The organism is Snodgrassella sp. W8124, assembly GCF_016100875.1.
GTDB classification, from domain to species: domain Bacteria; phylum Pseudomonadota; class Gammaproteobacteria; order Burkholderiales; family Neisseriaceae; genus Snodgrassella; species Snodgrassella alvi.
In genome coordinates this window covers 13,207-39,220 of the sequence record NZ_JACFRP010000003.1, presented here as the reverse complement: position 1 = coordinate 39,220, position 26,014 = coordinate 13,207, and the positions used below count along the sequence as shown (strand labels likewise).

Annotated in this window: 22 protein-coding genes and 1 riboswitch; of the genes, 6 read left to right on the top strand and 16 right to left on the bottom strand. The window is 40.6% G+C overall.

Translation table 11 applies throughout. The features are described from left to right. Window positions 1-165 precede the first annotated feature (165 nt). Entirely contained in the window at window positions 166-714 is a 549-nt protein-coding gene (grpE, locus tag H3U73_RS09425) for a nucleotide exchange factor GrpE (RefSeq protein WP_025329849.1), read from the top strand. 545 nt (window positions 715-1,259) lie between these two features. Here grpE and H3U73_RS09420 read toward each other — a convergent pair. The 10 genes from H3U73_RS09420 to H3U73_RS09375 form a co-directional block, all read right to left on the bottom strand. Further along, window positions 1,260-2,576, bottom strand: coding sequence for a hypothetical protein (locus tag H3U73_RS09420; protein ID WP_198190456.1), 1,317 nt, complete (start codon window positions 2,574-2,576; stop codon window positions 1,260-1,262). After that, window positions 2,569-3,411, bottom strand: a complete 843-nt coding sequence (locus tag H3U73_RS09415; protein WP_084551522.1) for a DNA adenine methylase — start codon at window positions 3,409-3,411, stop codon at window positions 2,569-2,571. Before H3U73_RS09415 ends, H3U73_RS09420 begins: the two co-directional genes overlap by 8 nt. 235 nt (window positions 3,412-3,646) lie before the next feature. Continuing rightward, the gene (locus H3U73_RS09410) at window positions 3,647-4,402 is read right to left on the bottom strand and encodes an amino acid ABC transporter ATP-binding protein (protein WP_037393151.1); all 756 of its coding nucleotides are present in this window, start codon (window positions 4,400-4,402) and stop codon (window positions 3,647-3,649) included. 4 nt (window positions 4,403-4,406) lie between these two features. Next, the gene (locus tag H3U73_RS09405; RefSeq protein ID WP_037393149.1) at window positions 4,407-5,051 is read right to left on the bottom strand and encodes an amino acid ABC transporter permease; all 645 of its coding nucleotides are present in this window, start codon (window positions 5,049-5,051) and stop codon (window positions 4,407-4,409) included. Window positions 5,052-5,129: 78 nt separating this feature from the next. Then, window positions 5,130-5,930 (bottom strand): amino acid ABC transporter substrate-binding protein, encoded by an 801-nt coding sequence (locus tag H3U73_RS09400; protein ID WP_025329846.1) that lies wholly within the window; start codon window positions 5,928-5,930, stop codon window positions 5,130-5,132. 205 nt (window positions 5,931-6,135) lie between these two features. Further along, window positions 6,136-6,906 carry an ABC transporter ATP-binding protein gene (locus H3U73_RS09395; RefSeq protein WP_084551521.1) on the bottom strand — a complete coding sequence of 257 codons (771 nt, stop codon included), beginning with the start codon at window positions 6,904-6,906 and terminating at the stop codon, window positions 6,136-6,138. A gap of 9 nt (window positions 6,907-6,915) precedes the next feature. After that, a complete protein-coding gene (locus H3U73_RS09390) occupies window positions 6,916-7,917 on the bottom strand; it encodes an iron ABC transporter permease (RefSeq protein WP_084551520.1) in 1,002 nt (333 codons plus the stop codon). Between the two features lie 2 nt (window positions 7,918-7,919). Continuing rightward, entirely contained in the window at window positions 7,920-8,708 is a 789-nt protein-coding gene (locus tag H3U73_RS09385; protein WP_084551519.1) for a hemin ABC transporter substrate-binding protein, read from the bottom strand. 100 nt (window positions 8,709-8,808) lie between these two features. Continuing rightward, window positions 8,809-9,849: a ChuX/HutX family heme-like substrate-binding protein gene (locus tag H3U73_RS09380; protein ID WP_198190455.1), complete on the bottom strand. Its 1,041-nt coding sequence runs from the start codon at window positions 9,847-9,849 to the stop codon at window positions 8,809-8,811. Between the two features lie 77 nt (window positions 9,850-9,926). Next, a complete protein-coding gene (locus H3U73_RS09375) occupies window positions 9,927-12,155 on the bottom strand; it encodes a TonB-dependent hemoglobin/transferrin/lactoferrin family receptor (RefSeq protein ID WP_084551517.1) in 2,229 nt (742 codons plus the stop codon). A 623-nt stretch (window positions 12,156-12,778) separates the two neighbouring features. Here H3U73_RS09375 and H3U73_RS09370 point away from each other — a divergent pair. From H3U73_RS09370 to tenA, 4 genes are all read left to right on the top strand, one after another. Beyond that, window positions 12,779-13,084, top strand: coding sequence for a hypothetical protein (locus H3U73_RS09370; RefSeq protein ID WP_084551516.1), 306 nt, complete (start codon window positions 12,779-12,781; stop codon window positions 13,082-13,084). A 498-nt stretch (window positions 13,085-13,582) separates the two neighbouring features. After that, window positions 13,583-15,304: a M48 family metalloprotease gene (locus H3U73_RS09365; RefSeq protein ID WP_084551515.1), complete on the top strand. Its 1,722-nt coding sequence runs from the start codon at window positions 13,583-13,585 to the stop codon at window positions 15,302-15,304. A 1,075-nt stretch (window positions 15,305-16,379) separates the two neighbouring features. Continuing rightward, the gene (locus H3U73_RS09360) at window positions 16,380-16,721 is read left to right on the top strand and encodes a hypothetical protein (RefSeq protein ID WP_084551513.1); all 342 of its coding nucleotides are present in this window, start codon (window positions 16,380-16,382) and stop codon (window positions 16,719-16,721) included. A gap of 293 nt (window positions 16,722-17,014) precedes the next feature. Further along, window positions 17,015-17,104, top strand: a riboswitch (TPP riboswitch). 57 nt (window positions 17,105-17,161) lie between these two features. Further along, the gene (gene tenA, locus H3U73_RS09355; RefSeq protein WP_084551512.1) at window positions 17,162-17,824 is read left to right on the top strand and encodes a thiaminase II; all 663 of its coding nucleotides are present in this window, start codon (window positions 17,162-17,164) and stop codon (window positions 17,822-17,824) included. A gap of 255 nt (window positions 17,825-18,079) precedes the next feature. On the opposite strand, the gene H3U73_RS09350 is transcribed toward tenA, so the two are convergent. The 6 genes from H3U73_RS09350 to H3U73_RS09325 all read right to left on the bottom strand — a co-directional run bounded on the left by H3U73_RS09350 (window position 18,080) and on the right by H3U73_RS09325 (window position 25,055). Beyond that, entirely contained in the window at window positions 18,080-18,307 is a 228-nt protein-coding gene (locus H3U73_RS09350) for a SlyX family protein (RefSeq protein ID WP_084551511.1), read from the bottom strand. Between the two features lie 120 nt (window positions 18,308-18,427). Continuing rightward, window positions 18,428-18,583, bottom strand: coding sequence for a 50S ribosomal protein L33 (gene rpmG, locus H3U73_RS09345; RefSeq protein WP_025329834.1), 156 nt, complete (start codon window positions 18,581-18,583; stop codon window positions 18,428-18,430). 26 nt (window positions 18,584-18,609) lie between these two features. Continuing rightward, entirely contained in the window at window positions 18,610-18,843 is a 234-nt protein-coding gene (gene rpmB, locus H3U73_RS09340; RefSeq protein WP_002216391.1) for a 50S ribosomal protein L28, read from the bottom strand. A gap of 255 nt (window positions 18,844-19,098) precedes the next feature. Next, window positions 19,099-20,598: an efflux transporter outer membrane subunit gene (locus H3U73_RS09335; RefSeq protein WP_198190454.1), complete on the bottom strand. Its 1,500-nt coding sequence runs from the start codon at window positions 20,596-20,598 to the stop codon at window positions 19,099-19,101. Next, a complete protein-coding gene (locus H3U73_RS09330) occupies window positions 20,595-23,807 on the bottom strand; it encodes an efflux RND transporter permease subunit (protein WP_078475051.1) in 3,213 nt (1,070 codons plus the stop codon). Before H3U73_RS09330 ends, H3U73_RS09335 begins: the two co-directional genes overlap by 4 nt. Before the next feature lie 12 nt (window positions 23,808-23,819). Then, complete coding sequence (locus H3U73_RS09325) at window positions 23,820-25,055, bottom strand: efflux RND transporter periplasmic adaptor subunit (RefSeq protein ID WP_100125991.1); 1,236 nt, start codon at window positions 25,053-25,055, stop codon at window positions 23,820-23,822. A 310-nt stretch (window positions 25,056-25,365) separates the two neighbouring features. Between H3U73_RS09325 and H3U73_RS09320 the strand changes: the two genes are divergently transcribed. Then, window positions 25,366-25,995, top strand: coding sequence for a TetR family transcriptional regulator (locus H3U73_RS09320; protein ID WP_041879958.1), 630 nt, complete (start codon window positions 25,366-25,368; stop codon window positions 25,993-25,995). Window positions 25,996-26,014 lie beyond the last annotated feature (19 nt).

Below are 26,014 nucleotides of genomic sequence, written 5' to 3'. Positions count from 1 at the left end.
AATAAAACACTTGGATACTGATATATAAATATATTTAATTTTTAGAAAAATCAATGTATTAAAATTAATAAGTAAAAGTAATTACAAATCTGTTACAGTCGCTTGAAATCGATATACAACGACCCAATTTAATCACATAACTTACCCTTTTGCAGAGGAAAAAATATGCAACCGGAAAACAATACCGAAAACGAAACACAGGTTAACGATAATACCGAAACCACAGAACCAATTGTCGCTCCTGAAGCTACCGTAGAAGAGTTACAGGAACGTATTAGCGAACTTGAAGGACAACTCAAAGACGAACAGTTACGTTCACTCGCCAATGAACAAAATCTGCGCAGACGTCATCAGGATGAACTGGAAAGCGCACACAAATTTGCCGGACAGAAATTTGCCAGTGCTATGCTGCCAGTTAAAGATTATCTGGAAATGGCCCTGCAAGATCAAAGCGGTAACTTTGACGCACTGAAAATGGGCGTACAAATGACGCTGACCGAATTACAAAAAGCTTTCGATCAGTCTAATATTAAAGAGATCGATCCTAAAGCCGGCGACAAACTTGATCCGCACCGTCATCAGGCCTTGCAAAGTGTAGAAAGTGAACAAGAACCCAATACAGTAGTTTCGGTAATGAAAAAAGGTTATACCCTGTCCGACCGTGTATTACGCCCTGCTATGGTAACCGTAGCTAAGGCTGCTGATACAGAATAAACTGTATTTTCTAAAAGCCGTCAGACATACTGTTGTTCTGACGGTTTTGTATATATAACGATTTTATATTTATAAAATAAATTATTACCTGAGAACTCATCTGATAGAAACAGAATAAAACTGAAAATTTGCTATTTATTGTATTTTCCAAAAATAAACTCTTACTTTAAATCATTATTCAGCAATAATATTTATAGATATTAACAGCGTCATCCAACTCATTCTTTAATTGCATACCCTTTCAGAGCCATATCTTGGCTCTAAAAACACTAACCTTACAAAATACCATTACTTACCTGCTACTGTCTTAAAATTACATCCGGTTGATTGTCATCTGGAGATAAACCTCTATCGGCTCCTGTTTACAGCAAATACCAGAGTAAGCATGCATATAAATTTTTCAGGGTCATCAATTATTGATTATCAGTACTAGTAAAATAATAGAATTATAGAACTTTAAAAATAACCAATTACACTGATTCATAAAAAATTTATCGTAAGCTGATTTTATAAATTTATTAGAACTTATAATTGATTATGGATCTTTATTTTACTAAATCTAATATCCACTCTATCCATTTTCTTACAGTAGAAGAACGTCGACTAATAGTTACATCTGAGTATGAGGGATATAAATTTGCTTCACGCATAATTTCTATAATTTTACTTTTTTGCACAGGTATATTTTTATTTTTGATATATTCTTTTAATACAGAATTAAATATCCTATGCTGAATAATTAATTTGCAAAATTCCAATTGGCGATCTTGATAACCTAGTCCTAATATTCTTCTTCCATCTTTTGTAAGCAAATAATATGTGTTATTTTCTTCTTCTTTTTTATCAACTAAACCAAGATAGCGTGCTGAATTAGCATAATAATCTGCTTGTCGTTTATCGAATGCATAATGCTCTGTTATTTCTCTGCAGCTTAACTCTTTTGTCACTAGGAGTTCACATAAATTTATTACTCGCTCAAATTTATCCGCCTGTGGAAAAGGAATCTCAGAATTATCGTCTAATACAACTGTTTCTTGTAGTACTCTTTTAATATCAGCCATTCTTATTTTAGTATCTTCAATAGCATACCGGCTATGTCTAATCTGTATTAAAGAATTATAATTTTTCAAGTCGGTAAATTCATATTCATATAAATTATATATACCATTAGAGTAAATAAAAAATATCGAACGCACTGGCTTTTGTATACGCTTTTTCCAAACCCGATATGGATAATAAATCTGTCTAATCAGAAAATCTTCAGATATATCCAGCTTTGCTTCTATTAATGCCAATGAATGTAACCCCTCATACCCGGCGTCAATTTCAATCTGAGATTTATTAACACAAATTCTCTTGTTTAGAATTGGATAGAACTTTCTCAACTTATTCAGTTTAATAAAAAAGTCAAAAGCACCTGAGCCTAATCTCCCTGCTACAGTTGGATTCAGTTCATTCTCATTCAAAAAATCAGCAATAATACCTGAAGCATAAGCACAATTTAAAGCTATTGCCTCACTGGTTATCGCAGATAAATCCAAACTTTCAATATAATCCGGTAAAGTTCTTCTTTTAATAGGTGAATCAGCATTTATCTGCTGTAAATTCTGATACGCCTGAAAATTGCCAATAACATAGCGACCACGAGTAATAGGCAAGATAGCGAGATGATTTTCAAAAAAAATTATAGGTAAATTTACTGAATGATCAAATTTAGCCATTAATCTTGGTTCTTTTATTTCTTTTATTTGTTTTGCATCAATTTCAAAAAAACCATGATCATCTACTCTTTCGAGTATATTATATTTTTCAAATAATAATTCCCATGCACCGTTAATACACAGATCTTTAGAATTATCCATAATTTCTTACAATCACCTCTTGTATTCTTCCGCGTTTGGATGCATCAGCCCCAACCAGACGTTTAGCAGAAATAATTTCGATATTATATTTGCTATATTGATCATAAATAAAATCAGTAGCCGAATTTGAAAGCATAAATTTAATACTACGTTCATTCAGCTCATCACAGCACTTACGTAACCTTATTTGCTCATCACGGGAAAATCCATCTTTTGTATAGCTGGTAAAATTGGCCGTAACAGATACAGGATCATAAGGTGGATCAAGATAAACAAATGCATTATCAGGCAGATTTTTTAAAATTTCTGCATAATCAACAGCATTGAATACTATTTCTGAGTTGTTAAAATAAAAACTAATAGCTCTTAAAACAGGTTCATTCACAATATTAGGATTTGCATAATTTCCAAACGGAACATTAAATTCACCTGAAGCATTAACCCTGAACAATCCATTAAAACACGTTCTGTTCAAGTAAATAATTCGTGCTGCTTTTTCTATATCGGAAAGATGAGTATATTTATCCTTATTTCTATCCCAACTGCGTATTTCATAAAACTGATCTTTATTATTCTGAAATTGTTTTAATTGTTCAATCAGAACGTCAACATCATTTTTAATAACAGTGTAAACCCGAATTAGTTCATGATTAACATCATTAATACAGGCTGATTGAGGTTGTAATGCAAAAAATAATGCACCACCGCCCACAAAAGGTTCGCAATAGACAGAATAGTCTTTAGGCACTAAAGGAATTAAAGTATCAAGCAATTGACGTTTACCACCTGCCCATTTTAAAACCGGAGCTATCAATTGTTTTTTACTGTGTCTCATATATTTTATAACTCTATATTTAAATCTGATTAATCTGATAATGCTTAGTGTGAAAATGATAATTTACCGGATCCGATATTTGCTCACACTTTAATTTACTATCACTTAACATTCATCCATATTAGTTGCGATTGACATAATCAGCATAAACAAAGAGCATTATTCAACATTATAGAAATAAGCTACCAATTCAAAAATTATTTATGATATATAAATTAACATCTATAAAATATTTTCACTTCAACATCGAGCTCAAAAACGCCTGTGTCCGTGCATGCTGCGGATTAGCAAAAAAGCTTCTCGCTTCACCCGATTCAACAATCACACCTTTATCCATAAACAGCACCTTATTGGCCACCTCACGCGCAAAACCCATTTCATGAGTGACCACAACCATAGTCATTCTGTCTTCAGCCAGTTGCTGCATCGTTTTCAATACTTCGCCGGTTAATTCAGGATCAAGAGCTGAAGTAGGTTCATCAAACAGCATAATTTGTGGCTGCATAGCCAGTGCACGGGCAATAGCAACCCGCTGCTTTTGTCCGCCAGATAATTGAGACGGATAATAATCCTGTTTATTAGCCAGACCAACCTTGCGCAACAACTCCTGTGCCAGCGGAACAATCTCATCACGCTTCATTTTTTTCACAGTTATTGGAGCTTCAATGATATTTTGTAATACGGTCATGTGCGGAAACAGATTGAACTGCTGAAAAACCATACCCATCCGAGTACAGATTTTTTTTATCAGGCCTTCAGATACATAATGAGCACGATTGTGGATATTGTTCTGTACCAGAAAATCATTTTCAATGGCAATACTGCCCGCATCTATCTTTTCCAGATAATTCAGACAACGCAGTAATGTAGATTTGCCTGAACCGGAAGAACCGATAATGGCAACTACTTCTGAGCGTGCTACCTGAATATCGACGCCTTTGAGTACTTCAGTATTACCAAAAGCCTTATAAATACCGCGGGCATCTATCATTAAATCAGTCGTCGTAGCGTGCATAGCGTTTCTCCATTTTCTGGAAGCCCCAGGTCAGAATCAGGGTCATAATCAGGTAGAATGCAGCCGCCACAAAAAACGGCATCAGATTAAATTCACGCTGTACCAGCTGATAAGTTACCCGCATCACATCCTGTAATGCCAGCACATATACCAGCGATGTATCTTTAACCAGTGTAATCGTTTCATTGCTTAACGGCGGCAGAATTTTTTTCCACATTTGTGGTAAAACAATACGACGCATGGTTTGGCCGTAGCTCATCCCTAATGTCTTTGCTGCTTCATACTGTCCCTTACCTACTCCCTGAATTCCGGCACGGAAAATCTCTGCAAAATAAGCAGCATAGTTAAGCACAAACGCTACTACCGCTGTAGTATATGCCGGCAGTAAAATATTTACTGCCGGTAAAGCAAAGTAAATAAAGAAAATCTGTAGCATCAAAGGTGTGCCGCGCATCACCCAGATATAAAAATTAACAATATAATCCAGTGCCCTGATTCCGGAAAGGCGCAATAATGCCAATACCAACCCTAACGGAATAGACAGTAATAGGGTAATGGCAAACAGGCTCAGAGTAATTTTTGCTCCTGTCCAGAGTTCAGGCAGCATATTTAACACATAATTCATGTGTATTCCTTAAAACAACAATAACGCTGCCTGAATAAATTCTATTCAGGCAGCGTTGATTCCAAAGTAAAACAACATTTATTTAATGATGTCTTTACCGAACCATTTTGTAGCAATTTTAGCAGATGTACCATCTGCTTTCATACTATCCAGAGCCCCTTGAATTTTTTGCTCTAGAGCCTGATCATCTTTACGGAAAGCAACAGCATATTGCTCTGTACCAAAATTATCACCTAATACTTTATATTCATTAGGTTTTTTTGAAACATAATAGCGACCGACTACTTCATCTACAACCAGTGCATCTACACGTTTGGCGGATACATCCATTAATGCTGTCACATTATCTGCATATTTCTTCAATTCTTTGAATGATTTGGCTGTATTCTGATCAGCTTCTACCGCATCAACAGCACTACTGCCATCCTGAACCGCCACAATTTTACCGTTCAGATCAGCTTTAGTATTAATTCCGCTATCCGGACGGACAACAATAATCTGATGATTGTCCATATAAGGTTTGGATAATAATAATTGCTGCTGCCGCTGTGGAGTAATGGTTAATCCGTTCCACAGCATATCAACACGTTTACTGTTAAGCTCCGATTCTTTGGCACTCCAGTCGATTGGCTTAAGCTCCACATTCAGACCGGCACGCTTAGCTGCTTCACGAGCCATATCAATATCGAAACCAACCAACTCATTTTTTTCATTACGAAAGCCCATAGGCGGAAAGCTGTCATCCAGCCCCATTACTACCTTTTGACCTGTACTCTCACCGGAGCTGGAAGCAGTACCTGAGGCAGATTCACCACCACAGGCAGCTAACGCCACCGCAACCACAGAACCAAATAAAAAATTACGTATGGCGTTTTGCATATATAAAGTTCCTGATTTAAAGGTAATAGATAATTGTGTCATACACACTATACCGGAATTTTTTAACACTTTCATCAGCCGGCAATCAGGTACTTACTGTAAATACCAGAACACACAGCAGACAAATACCAAGTTATTATTGGTCATTTTATCTCTGATTCAGCATGAACCGTGCTGATACTAACCATGAAGATTCACTGCGATATTATGCGGCAGCCGAATGCAACGCTTGATGGTTCATACGAAAAAACAGTTTACCATCTTCTTCAATACGCCGTATGGGCCATTGATATACTTCACTCAACAAAGCAGATTGCATAACATCCTGAGGTGTTCCTGAAGCAACTATCTGCCCTTCATTCATTAATACAATAAAATCAGAATGATTTGCTGCCATAGTTAAATCATGCAGTACCATAACAACAGAAAAATCAGCGTGATGCTCATGCAGATAATGCATCAGTTGGTGCTGATGACGAATATCCAGATGATTACATGGTTCATCAAGCAGTAGTAATGGCGCATTCTGAAGCAGCGCACGTACCACATTAGCACGCTGCTGTTCACCTCCAGATAAACTGCCTATGCGTTGCTGTGCCAGTGAGCATAAGTCGAAAACATCAAGTAACTGCTGGAGCTTTGCTGCGGGTGCCCGGGCTTTCTTAAACCAGCCACCCTGAGGAGAGCAACCAAGCTGCACATACTCAACTACCGTAAGCGGCAAATTATATTGTCCGTGCTGACCCACCCATGCAATCTGCCGGCGCTTTAAACTATTGTCAACCGGTTCTCCAAATAATTTGACACCGGCACCATGCAGGCCTAACAGTGCACGCAGCAAGGTTGACTTACCGGCACCATTCGGCCCGATAATACTGATATGCTGATTGGCCGGTAAATCAAGTTGTGGTACCGATAAAATACAACGGCCACGTGGTTGTACATGTACATTGCGAATGGTAAATAAATTTTCCATATCCAGATCCTAGCGACGCAATGGCTGTAAAAACAACCACAGGAAAAATGGTCCGCCAAGTAAAGAAATTACAATACCCACAGGTAAATCAACCGGATAACTCAGCCAGCGCGATACGCTGTCTACCAGCAGCAAAAATATTGCCCCCAGCCAGGCAGATAACAGAATAATTTTACGCCGGCTACCGCCACGATTACGGGCAACCACATTCGGTACCATCATACCCAGAAAACCAATAATACCGGCCATTGATACCGCTGCTCCGGTTAACAGAGCAGAGCCTATCACTGCCCATATCCGGGTACTCCCGACAGCAACACCCATACTAATGGCTGTTTCTTCTCCCAGCATCAGAATATCCAGTCGCCTGCCCACTGCCACCAGAACACACAATCCCAGCAGCATTACTACCAGCGCATACCATGGTGAAGTAAAACCGGACTCAGCCAGACTGCCAGCCAGCCAGCTAGTTGCACTGCGTAAAACCATATCATCCGACATAAACAGAATCATGCTTACCAATGCACCACAAAAGGCACTGATAACAAAACCCATCACCAGTAGCCCTAATGTTCCTCCGCCTAGTAGACGATGTACCGTCAGAATCAGAACACATACCAGCAAAGCCCCCAGAAACGCAGCCATTGGTACTGTTATAGCACCCCAGCCACCAGCCAGAACGGCAATAACCCCCAGTGCGGCACCACCGGAGGTACCTATCAGGCTCGGATCCGCCAGTGGATTATCAAATAATGCTTGCAATGCAGCACCGGAAGCAGCCAGTGCGGCACCCACTATCAGCGCTACCAGTACTCGCGGCAGCCGGATACCTAGTGTTATCTCATCCATGGATTGCGGCCATTGCCAGCCACCCATACCCAGTCCCAGACAAAACCAGCTCAACAGTAAACTGAATAATATAGCGGCGATAAGCCAAACCAGTTTAGGCCAGAACGCACTTTTCACCCTATTGTGATCAGGCGTACCGGCCGTTTGCTGCACTTGCGTCATAATTATTGTGCCAGTTTATAAAGTTTAGGAATAACCTGCGGAGTATTCAGGCCATAACGAAAAATATCATTTGACGGCATAAAATAGATTTTCTTTTGTTTTGCGGCTGGAGAAGCAGCAATTTCCGGTCGTTTAATCAAGCCCTGCACGCCGCCTGTCAGTTTTTGGTTACGTTCGGCAATCAGAATGATATCCGGTTTCGCGGCCAGCCATGCCTCGCGTGACATCGGTTTCATACCTTCAATAGCAGCGGCTGCATTAATACCACCAGCCCGCCTGATGAGTTCATCCGCAGCAGTACCCCGGCCGGAAACATAACGACCATCATAGCTAATCAGATAGCGCTTACCGGTTTTTGGCATCTGTTTCACCTGACTGAGCCAGCGATCTGCCAATGCATTGGCTTCTTTACTCTTACCAATAAGCTGTCCGATCTGGCGAATACCGCCCGCATAGCCATTAATATCATCCTTTGGCGCAACATTCACCGCTTTAACACCTACCCGGTTCAGATTGGCGTAAATACTGGTTGGCTGTGCCATCCACGAACCCAGAACAAGAGTTGGTTTTCTGGCCGCAATCGGTTCCACACTCAGCCCGTGAAACAAGCCGATACTGGGCACATTCTTTAAAGCCGGATTAGTAGAAGCCCTCTCGCGCCCTACTACTTCTTTAGCACTACCCAACTCCACCACAATATCTGCCACATCAGGCGTCAGCGTAACAATACGAGCAGCAAACGCAAATGGAAAAGCAGCGCACATAGCCGCTGCCAACAGTAATTTTTTCATAATCCACCCTTTAATTACTCATATTACAATGGCAGATATCCATATTCCTAGTAATTTATGATTTCACCATAACTACAAAATGCATATCTGCCCCGGCTACTTAGCCTGCTAACAAGCCATCCATCAGCTGATGCCATGATTGCATTTCATCATTACCTTCTTCACGGCGACCAAAAATTTGCACCACAGTTTGACGATTTTTGTCGAAACCTTCTATACAAGTAACATAACCTTCACTGATCGGACGACGTACCACCCAGGTTTCCACAATATCACTATCGCGCAGATGCAAATCAAAGCCTTCTTCCGGTACTTTGGCATCCAGTACATTCAGATAGCCATGTGAGCGTACTACGTTGTGTAGTTTACCGGTCTGAATCTGCACTAAGCCACGATTACCGACAAATACCATAATTTCCAGATTATTTGCCTGAACATACTGCAGAATTTCTTCCCATACACTGCGATCGACCTGCTTAGTGCTGCCTGCCGGTGCATGACGGTAAGACTGCTGGCGGTCAATTTTAAAAGTCTCCAGCAAACCGCCAAAATGATGTACATCTTTCAGTTCATTCCAGCGCTCCTGAAAGGCCTGCTCGCGCTCTGGCGACAATGGTTCCGGTACCGTTACATTAATTTCCGGTGCCGGCAGAAATTCCGGTTTACCACTAGTTGCGAATTCATCAATCAGTGCCTGCCATGCGTCCAGTTTAGTTTCATCACGCATGAAAACTTTTTCAATACTCATGCCGTATTCGTCATAAAACTGAATCGAACGCATGGTTCTTTCACCAATCACCACTGTTGTAGCGATAGCATGATGCCAGTTATGCAGGAAAAAACGCAAATCCAGCCCGCCCACATTCAGCGCCAGCCCTGTACGCGCAGTCAGCGTTACATGTTCATAAACACCAACTTTTTCATGTACTGCGGCATCATTACGCACCACACTCAAAACTTCTCCCAGGGTTTCCAGCTTAAGTACCAGATCGCGAATCCGGCTGCCTAGATAAACAGAGTCCGGAGCATCTGCCATTAATGCGCCTTCACTCACACCCAGATCAGCTGCTGCCTGACGCGGAAAGTACATTCCTCCTTCGACAGTTGCCTTTTTATCCAGATATTGTTGCCATAAACTCATGTCTCGTTCCTTTACAAAGTTATTATTGATAGTGATTTAGCAAATAATTCAGCTAATTATTTTAATTTCAGATTTATTTAAAAGGTGTAGCGCAACCCTACATTAAATGTCCGTCCCGGAGCAGAATAGAAATCAGCATTGTCTCTGGTTAACTTAGTCGCATTGCCGTCGCTTTGCCCGGAAGTGCCCGACTGACTGTTTACATTCGGCATCATGTAAGCAATATCTGCCCAGTTCCAGTATTTCTTATTAAAAACATTATTCACACCGGCACGGAAACTCAGATGCTTAGTTGGTTTCCAATAGCCACCCAAATCAACCAGCGCGTAATTTCTGGACGGATTATAGTAACTTGTTCCTTTTGGAACATTTTGAATGTCGCTATCATCTTTTTTCGCCACATAGGTTAAATCAACATTGGCTCCCCACACTTCCTTATCATAGGCAAGACCAAGTTTCACTTTAACCGGCATCACTGAGTTAAGTGGTCTGTCTACGCCTTCCTGGCGAATCGAGCCACGCGAATAGGCTATTGAACCATTTACTTTCCAGTCTGGCGCGAACTTCCAGCGTGCATATGCTTCACCGCCGTAAATATGTGCCTTACTGAAATTCTGTGCCTGCAATACCAGCGTCTGTTTACTGCCCGGACGGCTCCATACAGCATCAGCCGGTAGCTTCACCACATCAGAAATATTTACATAATCAATAAAGTTTTTATAGTGATTGTCAAATCCGGCTATACCGTATTCAAAAACATCATTTTTACCGCGTAAACCAAGCTCAAAATTATTTGCAGTTTCCGCTTTCAGATTCGGATTACCCCAGGAACTGTAGTTTCCCGGATTCCATGAAGAAGCCAGCTGCTGAGATGATGGCGCATTAAAACCACGGGCATACTGAAAATACGGTACCAGCAATGGAGTAATCTGATACGAAATACCCAGACGAGGTGTTAATGCACTTTGATGTTTTTTGCGCAATTCACCGATTTCACCATTGATTCCGGTTACAAAGCCATTGGAATTAGGCTTTATATTATAGTAAGCAGCCGATAAACCCGGACTGACAACCAAATTGCCCCATTGCAGATCTGCATTTATATACGCACTGGCCCGAATAGTAGTGTTATCGGCATTAGGCTTCGATCTGGCATAATATCCTTGCCAGTCACTAGTTAATTCATGGTGCGCAAAACTCAGACCATAGCGCCATTCCTGACTCAGACTACCTGTATCAAAATGCGATGACCAGTCTGTTGTCAATCCCCATACTTTATCTTTATTGGTAAAGTCAAAAACGCAACGATTATTCCGGTCAGGAACCATACTGGTACAACCTTTGACATAGTCACGCCGGGTACTTGAATCTGTTTTAGTCTGTTGCCAGTAAATCTGTGTTTTACCTGATTGAATCAATCCCTCATCACTGTGATAATCATGTCCCAGTGAAAACCGAGTTTTCTTGTTGTCATCTATACCGCGTACATCAGTATAGGTACTATTTATCTGAGACAATGAATCAGTCCACTGATTCCGGCTCAAATATTCAGCAGTAAAATTCAGGGTATTTTTGTCATTAATATCAAATTCGTGCTTAGTAAGAAAATACCGGCTATTGTGATCAACAGGGTCTGATTTAGTACGCAAAGCCCCTTTGCCACCAATATTACCCCGGTTATCTACTTCATCACCTTTACGGTAAGTACCCAGTACCATTCCGCGCCAGCGGTCACTTCTCATTGCACCGACACCTGTTACCGCTGTAGATTTATCCACACTGTTATACTGAGTATCAATATAACCACCCTGATCTTTATCCTGCAAAATCTCATCAGGGGTAAGTGTGTGCATAGCAACAACACCGCCCAAACCAAAACCACGGGCATTTTTACTGATATCAACACTGCTGAGCGCGGAAACATCCATAAAATTACCACGACCGAAAATCGCATACTGTCCCGTATGCTTCATTTCATTTGCTTCGGGCAACTCAATTCCATCAATGGTCATACCAACCCGGTTACCACTTAAACCACGAATATTGACACTGTCATTACCCTGTCGTGTACCCTGAGTATCCAATACCTCTACACCCGGAACATCTTTTAATGCCGTTTTTAAATCCACCGCACCTTGTTTCTTAATAGTATCTGCCTTGACTTTAGTATCTTTGAATACACTTGGCGTAACACGTTTACCCTCAACATGAATTGTTGGCAAATGAGCTTCGCCTTCGGCATAAACTACTGCAGGAAAGCCGATATAAGCTACAGCCAGCGCAATAATCTTGGGTGAGCGGCGCATATTAAGTTAACCCCTTTTGACACAAATTAATATAAAGATGCCGCATTGTAATCAATAATGATTCTTTTATACAAGTGAAAATAGGAATTATTCTTATTAATTTTAAGTCATATTTTTCTAATACTGCTCAGCTGCTTTTTACAGTATTCTTATAAATGACAGTAAGCATAAATATGTTTTAAATCCGGACAGATTGGCCTTGCAAAAATATAATTTTTTATTAATATAAAAACATCACTTCTTCATAATTATTAAAAATTACTCTTGTATAAAATTATACAAACTTTGTTTTAGGTTATTTTATATTCTGAATTTATCTTTCAGAGTAATAAAAAATTTATTTTATCAATTATATTATCAAAATAAAATTTGCTGATTTCTATATAATAAGTATCTCTCATCACCACTTACTGTCGGTTTACCACTGTCTAATTCAAATTATTAGTTTTCTAACATTCTAAATGTATCAATGAGAACCAGACAAATACAAAACACTTCCTGAAACCATCATATCATAATTAAAATCACACATCCGGATTACAAAACACAGCAGCCTGCTACCAGAACTTAATCAGGCTATATTACAATTATTTCATTATTTATATTGATTATCACAGACAGCCATGCAACTTGATCGTACTCTTCAGTATCAGATTCTTACCGAACTTACCAATTGTTTTCCGAATCCCTCATCGCAGGAATTTTTTGACCAGTTAGTAACACAATATAGCCTTGATCATGTACTGGGCAATCTTATCTATCTGGACGGACACGGATTAATCCGGTTAAAAATCGATCAGGGATTTAATTATAAAGAAATTCTCTGGACACTAACCGAACCAACCGTAAAGGCATTTGATTTTCTGGCAGACGATGGTGGTTTAGCAGCTATTCTGCAGACCGGAACAGAAAAACCGAATAATAAATAGGCAAATACCTGACCTGGTCAGTAAATTTAATAAAAATGAGACATTAAAGTATATAAAATCATTTGTTTTTATGTATTTTAATGGTAGAAATGTATTTAGTTTGGTAAATTACAGATTTTGAATTATTGTTAACTGATTCATATTGCTTTTTTCTGTAAGATTACGAAAGAAAGTAATATAGCAGGTGATTATCTTGCATAAAAGTACAAACCTTCATATCTTTTCGCTCAAAGAGAAAATCTATCTTTTTTTTTCATCATTTTATTACCACTTATTAGCATTCGCCTAAGCATTTACTATTATCCCTCCTCATCACAAATCCAGAGCATCAATCAGGAAATCTTTCAGCTTTCATTACAACAGCAAGAGTTACTACAGCAGCCTGAAAGTTATGAGAATAACTGCAAGCGTCAGCAAATAAAGCAAGAAATTAAAAAGCATAGTTTCGCACTTACATATGCCAGACCACTCGCTACAGGCGGCATAGTTAGCGGTATTATGTGTCTTTTTTCCGGAGTAGTTGCTTTATTCCTGATTCAGCATTTGGGTAGAAAAGCAGATAAATCTTTAAAACAATTGCGCATTAATTTTACTCGTGCGTCGCATATGATACAGGCAATTTTGCTGATATTGCCCATCAGTCTTATTCTGTCTTTTTTATTCGTTTTCATAATACTTACTGATGGTACAAGACCGGAGAAGGCAATCATCCCTCTGTTTGTTGTAGCAGGATTATGCTTTTTCTATTTACACAGATATAACAAACAGGGTAATACAGGAACAGCCAGAGTAAGCGGTGTGCTGATCACGACTGAAACCAATCCGGAATTATGGAAATTAATTAGGGAAATTGTACAAAAGCTTGGGTTAAACGCTATGCCAAACCATATTGTACTTTGCATAGGAAATGGCTTCAGGGTAAGTAATAAAGCAGTTCGTCTGTATCCGGACAGAATAGTATTAACAGGAAATACTTTATATCTGGACAGTACTTATATTAATTATTTAACCTTAGCAGAATTATCCAGCATAATTGCGCAGAGATTAAGTCATATTGCCAGTAATGATTTAAATGTATCTGCAAATTTTAATCGTCAGATTGATAAGTTAACTGAAACAGCTAATTTTTTATACCAGAATTATTTATCCTATTCTTTATTCGAAAATTATTTATTCTATCCTCCGTATTTGCTAGCCAAATATTTTTATTGTTCGTTCAACAAAGCAATTCATTGGTGGTATCGTTCCACAGAAGCTATGGCGGATTTAAATGTTTTAAAAGTTACCCATAAAGAGCAATTTGCTTTAGCCTTAAGTAAAATGCATCTTTTGCAAACACGAATTAATCAGGCATTGGAAAATTATTACTATAAAACACATATAAACTTTCTGCCTTTAGATTATGTTACACACTATGTAGAACACTCAGAAACACCATCGCTTAGCAAACTTCTAAAAAAATCACCTTCTGTTTATGCCCGGCACCCGACTTTAGCTCAACGACTGTCTTACATTAAATATGGCGAATTAAACCGTTTGAGTGGTTTGCTCATCAACATTAGTCCAACCACGCTTCTGAAAGATTTATTTAGTAAAGAACTAAACATCCTGCAATCAGATTATCAAAATGATATACAGGAAACAGCAGAAACTAAATTAAATTATCTGAAACATATCAGTAGTCAACATCAGGAAACCATTACCTTAAAACAGGGCGGAATAATCAGATCGTTTCTGCGATCCCTGCTGGCTGGTCTGTTTATCTTAATAACATATGCTTGTATTACAACTGATAAAGCACATGATTCAGAGTGGCTGATAGGTGTCATTATCCTCTCAATGATCAGTGCTTTTTGCTTATTCAGATGCTACAAAATGTATAAAAGCATTGGTTCAGCACTACTTACCATGAAGCCACGCGGATTAATTCTTCCCTGCTTTGATAAAGCTATTCCATGGAAGCAAATAGACTCTTTTGAGATAACTGGCCAAATGTACAAAAAGCTAACTCTTTATCTCAATCCAGCATTCAAACCGGGAGAATTCAAACCATGTAACGCAAAAATAAAATATAACAAACGAAATAATCATATCCAGATAACTGCATATGAAATCAGAGGCAAATTAAAGTTACCGGATTGTGAGTCTTTAATATCAGACTACATAAGAGTTGCTCATGCCCGAATAGAGCTGCAGTTATTTATGCAAAACAAAAAATAATCAGTAGATTATGAGTAAATTCATTATTATTCCTATTATTCTGCTTCTTCAGATGGCCGGCTATATATTTCTGTTTTATGAAAATAAACATGGACATGCTGATTTTCCTATTAAATGGGTCATATTTAACATTTTGGGAATTTTTAATCTGATTGTATTGGTACTGTCTTATTTTCTTTTTTTTAATTCTGAAAATAAAATTTCTTTTTGGTTGATTCCTGTAACAATAGCTGTAATTACTATTATCAAACTGATTATTCAATATATAAGAATGGCTATAGGTGAATTCTAAATTTATTAGCACAAAACGAGACAGGGAAAAGAGAAAAATTTATCTTTTGCAATAATAGAAAGAGAAGGAGATAATATAACCGATATAAAATCTTTTATTAATTATTTAACTTTAGCAGCATAATTGCACATAAATTAAATCACATTGCAAGAAATCATTTAAATGCATAAGCAAGTTTTAATCATCAAATTGATAAGTTAACTGAAACAATTGATTTATTAAAAAATTATTTATTTTATCGAATATATCTGCCATCTAAACATTTTTTATCATTCATTTAACTGGACAATTTATCAATGGAATCGTTCCAAAGAGTTTATGGCAGATTTAGATGTTTTAAAAATAATTCCTAAATAATACTTTACCTTAGACGTATCTTTTGCAGGAGCCAATTATTTAGGCATTGGAAAATTAATATTACAAAACAGATATAGATTATCTGACTTAGATTATGTTACATATTATGCAGGAAAGTCAGAAACACTATCATTTAGCAAACTACTTAAATAATCACCTTCTGTTTACAACCGATACCCGAATTTAGCTCAACGGCTATCTGGTATTAAATATTACCAGCCTAAATCATTGAATATTTTACTCATTAGCATTACTCCAACCAGGCTTCCGGAAGATCCGTTTAATAAGGAATTAAGCATTCTGTAATCGAATTACCAAAACGATGTACAGGAATTAGTAGAAATTAATTTAGATTATCAAAAAAGCATCATTAATGATCATCAGGAACCCATTATCCTAAAACCGGGTGGAATTATCAGATTACTTATGCGATCCCTGCTGGCTGGTCTGTTTATCTTAATAATACATGCTTGTATTACAACTGATAAAGCACATGATTCAGAATGGCTGATAACTGTCATTACCCTCTCAATAATCATTGCTTTCTATTTATTCAGATGTTACAAAATGTATAAAGGCATCGGTTCAGCATTATTTACCATAAAATCACAAGTATTGATTCTTCCCTGCTTTGATAAAACCATTCCATATGAGCAAGTAAACACCTTTGAAATAACTGATAAGATGTACAAAAAGCTAAATCTTTATCTCAATCCAGAATTTAAACTGGGAAAATTTAAACCATGTAAACGCAAAAATAGAATATAACAAACAAAATAATCATATCCGGATAACTGTATACGAAATCAGAGGCAAAATAAAATTACCGGAGCGTGGTTCTTTAATATCAAATTATATAAAAATTGCCAAAGCCAGAATAAAGCTGCAGTTATTTACAACAGAAAAATAATCAGCTACATAAACGATAATAAATAGTAAGCAGATAAATTTATTCAATATATATTTATTGAAAACAACTGTATACTATTGTTGTCAGTACATCTTATAGCTGGTTCAATTTTTTTCTGCTAGTTGTCTGACTTTCTTTTAACCTTTACCGATTAATTTATCCGGGGTGCCGCTGGCTGAGATTACACCCGTAGAACCTGATGCGGTTAGTACCGCCGAAGGGAGTATAAAACACACTTTTTTTGAATAATAAGTCTGTTTTGTTACTCTTTAATATATTATTTATTAAAGGAGCTTTTATGCCTTCATTTCAATCACTCACAGAAGCCTGTCAGGATGAATGGAACCGCTATATTCAGCATGATTTTATCCGCCAGCTGGGTAAAGGAATATTAGATAAATCGTGTTTTCAGCATTATTTAAAACAGGATTATCTTTTTTTAATTCAGTTTGCGCGTGCATGGGGACTCGCGGTATATAAAAGCCATGATGTATTTGAAATACGCAAAGCATTAGCAGGTCTCAAGGCTATTATGGATACTGAGCTGGAATTACATATACAGTATTGTAAGGAATGGGGCATAAGTGAACAGGAACTTAGTACTCTGCCCGAAGCCAAAGCAAATATTGCATATTCACGCTATATACTCGATGCCGGACAACAGGGGGAATTACTGGATTTACATGTTGCACTGGCACCATGCTTAATCGGATATGGAATTATTGCCTGCTGGCTTAAAGATCAGCCATGGTATCAAACAATTAATAACCCTTATCAAAGCTGGGTAGAAATGTACGCAAATGATGAATTTCAGATTGCTATGCAGGAAGAAATTGACTGGATTAATCAGCGTTTAGCCGATATTGATTCACAGCGCTTTCAGCAACTGACCAAAATTTTTACTAAAGCGACGCAATTAGAAGCTGATTTCTGGCAAATGGGGCTGGATAAAAGCTACTAAATATTTTAGCATGACTTTCCCGTCAGGATAACTGATGGGAAAGTTTAATAATATTCATATAGAATATTATTTCTATTAAAAATAAATTTAAATTTTAAAACAACACTAGAAATTATATGATTGATTATTCTCTATAAAAAATTGTTTATTTAAAACTCTGCTTCAACATTCATATTAATCAGATTTCCAATTAATCAAAATACCGTACATCTGAAATTAAAATTTTCTGCTTTGTAATATTCCGGACAAAATTAATCAATAATGGGGCGGAATTTCATTAGCCGGATTAAATGGTTCGTTACCATTTTCTATCTTGTCTGGCAGGCGCTGGTAAAGCAGACGCAGTTGTGCCTGCTGTAAATCCAGAGTTTGCTGAATTCGTGCTATGGTATCACTCAGGCTCTGGATAGTTTCCGACTGTAGCGCACTTTCAATTTCCAACTCTTCGATTCGGTGTTGTAATGTTTCCAGGATTTCAGGCATGTTGTTATCCATTGTTTGATTATTTAATCTTTACCGGCAAAGATAATCTGATTTTGATTATTTGTAATAAAAAAACCTGAGCAATAAACTGCTCAGGTTTTTTAAACCAGTAAGAAATAATTATTTCAGTTTGGTTTCTTTGTACAGTACATGTTTACGCACTACCGGATCGAATTTTTTGATTTCAAATTTACCGGACATGGTACGTTTATTTTTGGTAGTGGTATAAAAGTGACCAGTACCAGCAGAAGATTCCAGTTTAATTTTGTCGCGCATTGCTCTATCCTTAAATCACAATATGATTAAGCTTCACCGCGAGCGCGCAGGTCGGCCAATACTACATCGATACCTACCTTGTCGATTGTACGCAAGGCGGCGTTAGAAACGCGCAGGCGTACCCAACGGTTTTCACTTTCAACCCAGAAACGACGTGATTGCAGATTAGGCAAGAAACGGCGTTTGGTTTTATTGTTGGCGTGTGACACGTTGTTGCCACTCATCGGGCGCTTACCGGTCACTTTACATACACGTGCCATGGTTAACTCCAAACTTCTAATAATTTTGTAAAACGCGATTTATACCATGAAAAGCGGAATCTATTCAAGGGTTAAATCATTTTGTATGACATGAATAGCTGAAAATGTTGCTGTTGAATCAGGCAAACTGTAGTAAGTACAGATCTGATACAGGCTGATTACCGGTTCAGGTTACTGCCTGCACTGTATTTTCAGTAAGCTGCTTATGTCGTCAGACGGATGGCAGAGTAATACTGCCATCCGGATTTCAGACAATTACCGCACTGTGGTTGTGGTAGTAGTTGTCGTGGTAACGCTAGTGTTTTCTGCAGGTGTGACCGTTTGCTGATTCAGGCCGCCACCCAGTGCTTTATAAAGATCGGCACGGTTTTCCAGCAGAGTCTGCTGTGTATTGAGTAATGCCTGCTGTGCTGCATAACTGTCACGTTCTGCGTCCAGCTGTTCCAGTGAGCTGGCTATGCCGTGTTTATACCGTAACTGTGTGAGCTTGTAGCGATTAGTTTGTGCCTGTTCACCACGTGATTTTGCCTCATACTGCTTTTTAAGGGAATCACGCGCCACCAGTGCATCGGCCACATCACGGAAAGCAGCCTGTACAGTTTGCTCATACTGGGCTACAGCAATGTTTTTACGCGCTGTTGCCAGATCCAGATTACCTTTGTTTTGCCCCCATGTGAAAATCGGCAGGGTAATCTGTGGCGTAAAGCTCCATGTACGGTTCGGACCATTGAAGAGATGACCAATATCGTTGCTGCCGGAGCCAATACTGCCGGTCAGGCTGATGCGCGGGAAAAATGCTGCCCGTGCCGCACCGATGTTGGCATTAGCAGATTTAAGCGCAAACTCAGCTGCACGTACATCCGGCCGCTGATACAAGATGGTCGACGGCAAGCCGGCCGGCAGCTCCACATTCACAAACTGGCGGCTCAGTGGTGCTGCTGCCGGTAAATCGTCCGGCAATGGTTTACCCACCAGCAAAGTTAAGGCATTGTGCGCCTGTTCACGCGCCTGTTTAGCCGCAGCATAATCGGCACGGGCTGTTTCGATTTGTGCTTCTGCTACATCTACCTGCACCTGTGAAATCACACCGGATTTGAATTGCAGATCAGTCAGACGCTTGCTTTCTTCACGTGATTTTAATACACGGCTGGATAAGTCCATTTGTGCCTGAGCAATACGCTCAGCAAAGTAGGCTTTGGCCACGCTGGCAATCAGGCTGATCTGGGTAGAGTCGCGCACCTGCTTTTGCTGGAAATACTGATTCAGAGCCGCATCAGACAGGCTTTTAACCCGTCCGAATAAATCCAGCTCAAATGCGGTTACACCTAAACCGACATTATATGATTCTGCAATATAGCTGGTTTGCTGACCCGTAGCATCACGCATAGCGCTTAAGTCCTGCGCAACACGCGAACGTCCGCCATTACCTGTCGCACCTAATGCAGGCAGGCGGTCTGCGCGCTGAATAGCATACTGAGCCCGAACCGCTTCCACGTTTAATGCGGCCACACGCAAATCACGGTTATTAATTAAAGCCAGATTGATAATCTGTTTCAAACGCTCATCAGCGAAGTAGTCCTGCCAGCCGAGATTGGCGGCAGCCACTGAACCGGCATACCGGTCATTGGCTGCTGCACCTGGAAAGGTTTCTGCCAGCTCTACTTTCGGCTGATGATAGCGGGGTGCCATCGAACAGGCAGACACTACTCCGGCAACTAATACAGCCAGCAGAGTAGGTTTCACTATGTGTTTCATGCTTTATCCTCTTTGTCTGTCTGATTGGCAGACTGCACACTGACACTGCCATCACTGTTTACTGTCATCGGCAGATTTTTGTCATTGTCAGGAGTACCGCCATTTTTGTCGTTCTTTTTCCTGCTGAACAGACTGCGTACGGTTGAATAGAATACAGGTACAAAGAACAGAGCCAGACAGGTACCCACTAACATTCCCCACAATACGCTGGTACCAATGGCTCGCTGACTCGCAGAAGAGGCACCACTGGCAAAGTACAGAGGCACTACACCCATAATGAACGCAATGGATGTCATCAGAATCGGACGGAAACGCAGGTGAGCGGCAGCCAGTGCAGCTTCAAGCGGACTTTTACCCTGCTCTTGCAACTCCTTGGCAAACTCCACAATCAGAATGGCGTTTTTAGCACTCAGACCAATTACGGTAATTAACCCCACCTGAAAATAAACGTCGTTCTCCATACCGCGCATCCATGTACCCAGCACGACACCAAGCAGACCCAGCGGTACTACCAGCATTACGGATAATGGAATTGTCCAGCTTTCATATAGTGCGGCCAGACACAGGAATACAGCCAGCAGTGAGAACATATAGAGGATGGTAGACTGGTTACCCGCATCTTTTTCCTCTTTAGACAGACCTGTCCATTCATAGCCAAAACCATCCGGCAGCTTGCTGGCAATTTTTTCCATTTCATTCATGGCATCACCAGTACTGTATCCCGGAGCAGCATTACCGGTAATCGCCATAGCGGTATAGCCATTGTAGCGGACAGTTTGTGCCGGGCCGGTAATCCAGCGTGTCTTCATGATGCCGGATAATGGTACTGGCTGTCCCTGTGCATTATTAACGGTAAGCTTGCTCAGGTCTTCAGGTGTCATACGGGAAGCCACATCTGCCTGTACAATTACGCGCTGCATACGTCCTTTATTCGGGAAGTCGTTAACGTAGTTGGAACCCAGAGCAGTACTTAATACAGTAGAAATATCACCGAATGACACGCCTTGTGCATTAGCTGCATCGCGGTCGATATCAATCTGCAATTGCGGTTCATCTTCCATGCCGTCCGGACGTACCTGTGTCAGCACTTTACTTTCACGCGCCATACCTAGCAGCTGATTACGCGCGGCCAGTAATGCCTCATGACCTTTACCGCCACGGTCTTGCAGTCGGAAGCTAAAGCCGGTACTGGTACCCAGTTCAGGAATGGATGGCGGTACCAGAGCAAAGATATAACCATCACGTACTGAACCCATCATAGCACCGGTAATGCGGTTAGCCAGTGAATTGGCACTGTGTTCTGCACCACTACGTTCTGACCAGTCTTTCAGTACAAGGAAGCTCAGACCAACGTTCTGCCCCTGACCGGTCATACTGAAGCCCAGTACGGATACCATGTTTTTCACTTCAGGCTGATGAAGAGTGAATTCTTCCATCTTCTTGAAAGTATCCAGGGTACGATGCTGAGTCGCACCCGGCGGCAACTGAATCAAAGCAATGGAATAACCCTGATCTTCCTCAGGCAGGAATGAAGTCGGCAGACGTACCATTACTAACAACGCACAGGCTGTGATAGCAGCATAGATGATAAACATACGTACGCTGCGATGCAGTACATAAGCCACTTTGGATTCGTATTTTTTGGCACCGCTGGTAAATTTGCGGTTAAACCAGCCATAAAAACCCTTTTTCTCCGCTTCATGTTCGTTAACTGGTTTAAGCAAAGTAGCACACAAGGCCGGTGTCAGCGACAATGCCAGAAAAGCAGAGAAGAAAATGGCTACCGACATCACAATAGAGAACTGACGGTAAATATTACCAGTAGAACCGGAGAAGAACGCCATCGGGATAAATACGGTAATCAGTACCACTGTAATACCGACTACAGCGCCGGAAATCTGCCCCATAGCCTTTTCTGTAGCAGGCTTTGGCGGCAAATGTTCATCGGCCATGATACGTTCTACGTTTTCCACCACCACAATGGCATCATCGACCACAATACCGATTACCAGTACCATGGCAAACATGGTCAGTACGTTAATCGACAGACCGGCAAAGTACATGATGGTAAAAGCACCCAGCAAAGCAATCGGTACCACAATCGTCGGAATCAGGGTATAGCGAATGTTTTGCAGGAATACCAGCATAACAAGGAATACCAGTACAATCGCTTCTACCAGAGTATGTACCACTTTTTCAATGGAAATACTAACGAAAGTGGAGCTGTCATATGGTGCAGACCAGCTCATGCCGGCAGGGAAATATTTTTGCAAATCGGCCAGCTTAGCCTTAACTGCATTGGCTGTAGCCAGTGCGTTACCTTTAGTCGTCAGCTGAATACCTGCACCCACCACGTCTTTACCATTCAAACGGGCACCAGTAGAGTAATCCTGTTTACCCAGCTCTACACGAGCAACATCTTTCAGACGTACCAGTGAACCATCGGTATTGGCTTTAACAATAATATTTTCAAACTGTTCAACTGTTTTCAGCTGACCTGGGACAATGATAGTCGCTGTAGTCTGAATATTATCAGGTGAAGGCAAAGCACCCAGACTACCTGCAGAAATCTGCTGGTTCTGTGCAGCTACTGCGGCATTAACTGCTGCCGGGGTCAGATTAACACTGCGCAGCTTGTCTGAATCCAGCCAGACACGAATGGCGCGTTCAGAACTGAACACCATTACATTACCTACACCGTCAATACGCTGTAATTCCGGCTGAATGTTACGTACCACATAGTCTGCCATATCTGCCGGGGTCAGATTAGGACTATCACTGGTATACATGGTTACCATCAGGAAGTTACTCCGTGATTTAGCAATCTGTACACCAGTCTGTTTGACCATAGCCGGCAAACGCGGTTCTGCTCGTGAAAGCGCATTCTGCACATTCATCTGTGCAATATCATCATCAGTACCCGGGTAGAAGGTCAGGGTTAATGTACCCGTACCGTTGGATAACGATTTTGCTTCCATGTATTCCAGGTTTTCCAGACCGTTCATTTCACGTTCGATACGTGACAATACAGTATCTTCAATGGTCTGGGCATCAGCACCCGGATAGGAAATAGTCAGGCTGATGGAAGGAGGAGCTACTGTCGGATACTGGGCAACAGGCAGCTTGGTAATACACACTATACCGGCAATGATGATGAACAGCGCCACCACCCATGCAAAAATCGGTCGGTTAATAAAAAATCGTGACATATTACAGATTCCTTACTGAGCCTGAGAGGCAGATGCCGCAGAAGCTTTAGGTGCAGATGCAGAAGCAGCCTTAGCCTGAGGCATAGGCGCACCATTAGCAGGTGCAGGTTTCCACGGCTGAGTCTGTACTTTCTTCGCACCGGTTAACTGCACTAGTGCCAGACCATCCATTGCTACTTTATCTCCCGCACGCAAACCTCCGCTGATTACCCAGTTTGTGCCTTTTTGCTGTACTACGGTTACATTGCGCACAGCCAGACTGCCATCAGCATTAACCACCGTAACCGTATCACCACTGGCACCACGGGTTATTGCCTGCTGAGGCAAGACGATGGCATTCTGAATTTCAGCCTGCGGAATCTCTACACGTACAAACTGTCCGGGCAGCAGCATATCATCATCATTAGGAATTTCGGCACGTACTTTAACTTCACCGGTACCTTCATCTACTGTCATATCTGTAAACAGTAAACGACCTTTTTGCGGATATTCACTACCGTCATCAAGCTTGATGGCCACTTCGACGGCACCATTGATGGTTTTCATCTTACCGGCAGCAATATCCTGACGGATCTTCATTGCCTGTGCGGCAGTCTGGGTCAGGTCAACATATAAAGTATGTGTTTGCTGAATCAGCGCCAGCTGAGTAACATCATTCTGGCCGACCAAAGCGCCTTCAGTTACCAGCGCCTTACCAATACGGCCTGAAATCGGAGCACGTACATAGGCATAACCAACATTAATCTGTGCGCTTTTAATTGCAGCCTGTGCGCTGTCAATCTGTGCATGCGCCAGGCGCTGTTGTGCGATTGCCTGATCAAATTCCTGTTTACTGATTGCGTTAGCTGCAACCAGCGGGCGATAACGGACAATATCGGCATCAGCCTTCGCCGCATTAGCCTGTGCGGTTGCCAGGCTGGCACGTGCCGATTGCAAAGAAGCTACATAAGGCGCATTGTCGATCTGAAACAGTGGTTGGCCTTCTTTAACATAAGTACCTTCTGTAAACAGACGTTTCAGCAAAATACCAGCCACACGGGCACGTACTTGTGACTCGCGAATCGGCTTCAAACGACCAGTCAGCTCGGTATCTACAGTCACCGTTTCCGGATGTACAGTCAGTACACTAACCATTGGTGCAGGTGGTGCTGGTGCTTTGTCGCCTTTGCCACATGCAGCTAATGCCAGCGCACTTGCCAGTACTATCGCACTGATGCGCCATTTATCTGCTTTTCGATTCGTTCCCATATTCACCTCAATATGTGCATATATACTTTAAAAATTAAATAACTTTTTACTATACTGTGCTAAAAATATGACAAAAATAGCGCTGGTGCCAACACTTAGGGCTGCCGAAATCTAAATATCAGGCAGCCAGCAATGCGACAACAGACGATTAAATAAGAATAGCTTTACGCTGCGCATTATACATGCAACAATGTATGTATACCAGATGCAATAATTTAATACTTAAGTTATTTTAATCAAAAAATCTTGTGCTAATCTGAATTAAATACAGATTTGCCTAATTTAATTTACAGATAAACGGAAATTTATTATGCGCAAGACCAAAGAAGAAGCCCTGCAAACCAAAGAGGCTCTCATGGCTGCTGCACTGGATATATTTTACCGGCGCGGTGTCAGCCGTGCTTCACTGCAAGAAATTGCCAGCGCAGCCGGCGTGACTCGCGGTGCTTTATACTGGCATTTTAAAAATAAGGAAGACTTATTCGATGCGTTATTCCAACAGGTTTTCAGTAAACTGAGCAGCCAATTGCAGCATGACATTGACACCAGTTCTCCTGACGCATTGAACAATCTGATGCAGGCGCTAAAACACATGTTTCAACGTATGGCTACGGATAATAATTATCGTAAATTCTGTCATATCCTGCATTTGAATTGTGAGCACACTGCTGACAACCATGCGATTGTGGCTTTGTTGCAAAAATACCAAAATTTATGGTGGCAAAACCTGTGTGCTGTATTTCATATGTGCTGTCAGCAGCATATTTTGCCCGCAAATATCAATATCCAGCAGGCCGCCCTGTATTTTCAGGCCCTGTTTATGGGATTAACCAATTTATGGCTGACTGACCCAGATAATATAGATATTACCAGTATTGCCCCTAATTTTATTAATATTGCCCTCGAATCACTGCACCATAATCCGAATCTTCGCCAGTAAATCATCCATCCTGATTGGA

Bases quoted from the DNA above. Each gene is read 5' to 3' on its own strand.
- H3U73_RS09395 (WP_084551521.1), bottom strand. From the start codon at position 6,906: ATGGAAAATTTATTTACCATTCGCAATGTACATGTACAACCACGTGGC.
- rpmG (WP_025329834.1), bottom strand. From the start codon at position 18,583: ATGCGCGACAAAATTAAACTGGAATCTTCTGCTGGTACTGGTCACTTT.
- H3U73_RS09335 (WP_198190454.1), bottom strand. From the start codon at position 20,598: ATGAAACACATAGTGAAACCTACTCTGCTGGCTGTATTAGTTGCCGGA.
- H3U73_RS09400 (WP_025329846.1), bottom strand. From the start codon at position 5,930: ATGCAAAACGCCATACGTAATTTTTTATTTGGTTCTGTGGTTGCGGTG.
- rpmB (WP_002216391.1), bottom strand. From the start codon at position 18,843: ATGGCACGTGTATGTAAAGTGACCGGTAAGCGCCCGATGAGTGGCAAC.
- H3U73_RS09405 (WP_037393149.1), bottom strand. From the start codon at position 5,051: ATGAATTATGTGTTAAATATGCTGCCTGAACTCTGGACAGGAGCAAAA.
- grpE (WP_025329849.1), top strand. From the start codon at position 166: ATGCAACCGGAAAACAATACCGAAAACGAAACACAGGTTAACGATAAT.
- H3U73_RS09325 (WP_100125991.1), bottom strand. From the start codon at position 25,055: ATGGGAACGAATCGAAAAGCAGATAAATGGCGCATCAGTGCGATAGTA.
- H3U73_RS09410 (WP_037393151.1), bottom strand. From the start codon at position 4,402: ATGATAGATGCCCGCGGTATTTATAAGGCTTTTGGTAATACTGAAGTA.
- tenA (WP_084551512.1), top strand. From the start codon at position 17,162: ATGCCTTCATTTCAATCACTCACAGAAGCCTGTCAGGATGAATGGAAC.
- H3U73_RS09350 (WP_084551511.1), bottom strand. From the start codon at position 18,307: ATGCCTGAAATCCTGGAAACATTACAACACCGAATCGAAGAGTTGGAA.
- H3U73_RS09380 (WP_198190455.1), bottom strand. From the start codon at position 9,849: ATGAGTTTATGGCAACAATATCTGGATAAAAAGGCAACTGTCGAAGGA.
- H3U73_RS09385 (WP_084551519.1), bottom strand. From the start codon at position 8,708: ATGAAAAAATTACTGTTGGCAGCGGCTATGTGCGCTGCTTTTCCATTT.
- H3U73_RS09365 (WP_084551515.1), top strand. From the start codon at position 13,583: ATGTGTCTTTTTTCCGGAGTAGTTGCTTTATTCCTGATTCAGCATTTG.
- H3U73_RS09415 (WP_084551522.1), bottom strand. From the start codon at position 3,411: ATGAGACACAGTAAAAAACAATTGATAGCTCCGGTTTTAAAATGGGCA.
- H3U73_RS09420 (WP_198190456.1), bottom strand. From the start codon at position 2,576: ATGGATAATTCTAAAGATCTGTGTATTAACGGTGCATGGGAATTATTA.
- H3U73_RS09360 (WP_084551513.1), top strand. From the start codon at position 16,380: ATGCGATCCCTGCTGGCTGGTCTGTTTATCTTAATAATACATGCTTGT.
- H3U73_RS09320 (WP_041879958.1), top strand. From the start codon at position 25,366: ATGCGCAAGACCAAAGAAGAAGCCCTGCAAACCAAAGAGGCTCTCATG.
- H3U73_RS09390 (WP_084551520.1), bottom strand. From the start codon at position 7,917: ATGACGCAAGTGCAGCAAACGGCCGGTACGCCTGATCACAATAGGGTG.
- H3U73_RS09370 (WP_084551516.1), top strand. From the start codon at position 12,779: ATGCAACTTGATCGTACTCTTCAGTATCAGATTCTTACCGAACTTACC.
- H3U73_RS09330 (WP_078475051.1), bottom strand. From the start codon at position 23,807: ATGTCACGATTTTTTATTAACCGACCGATTTTTGCATGGGTGGTGGCG.
- H3U73_RS09375 (WP_084551517.1), bottom strand. From the start codon at position 12,155: ATGCGCCGCTCACCCAAGATTATTGCGCTGGCTGTAGCTTATATCGGC.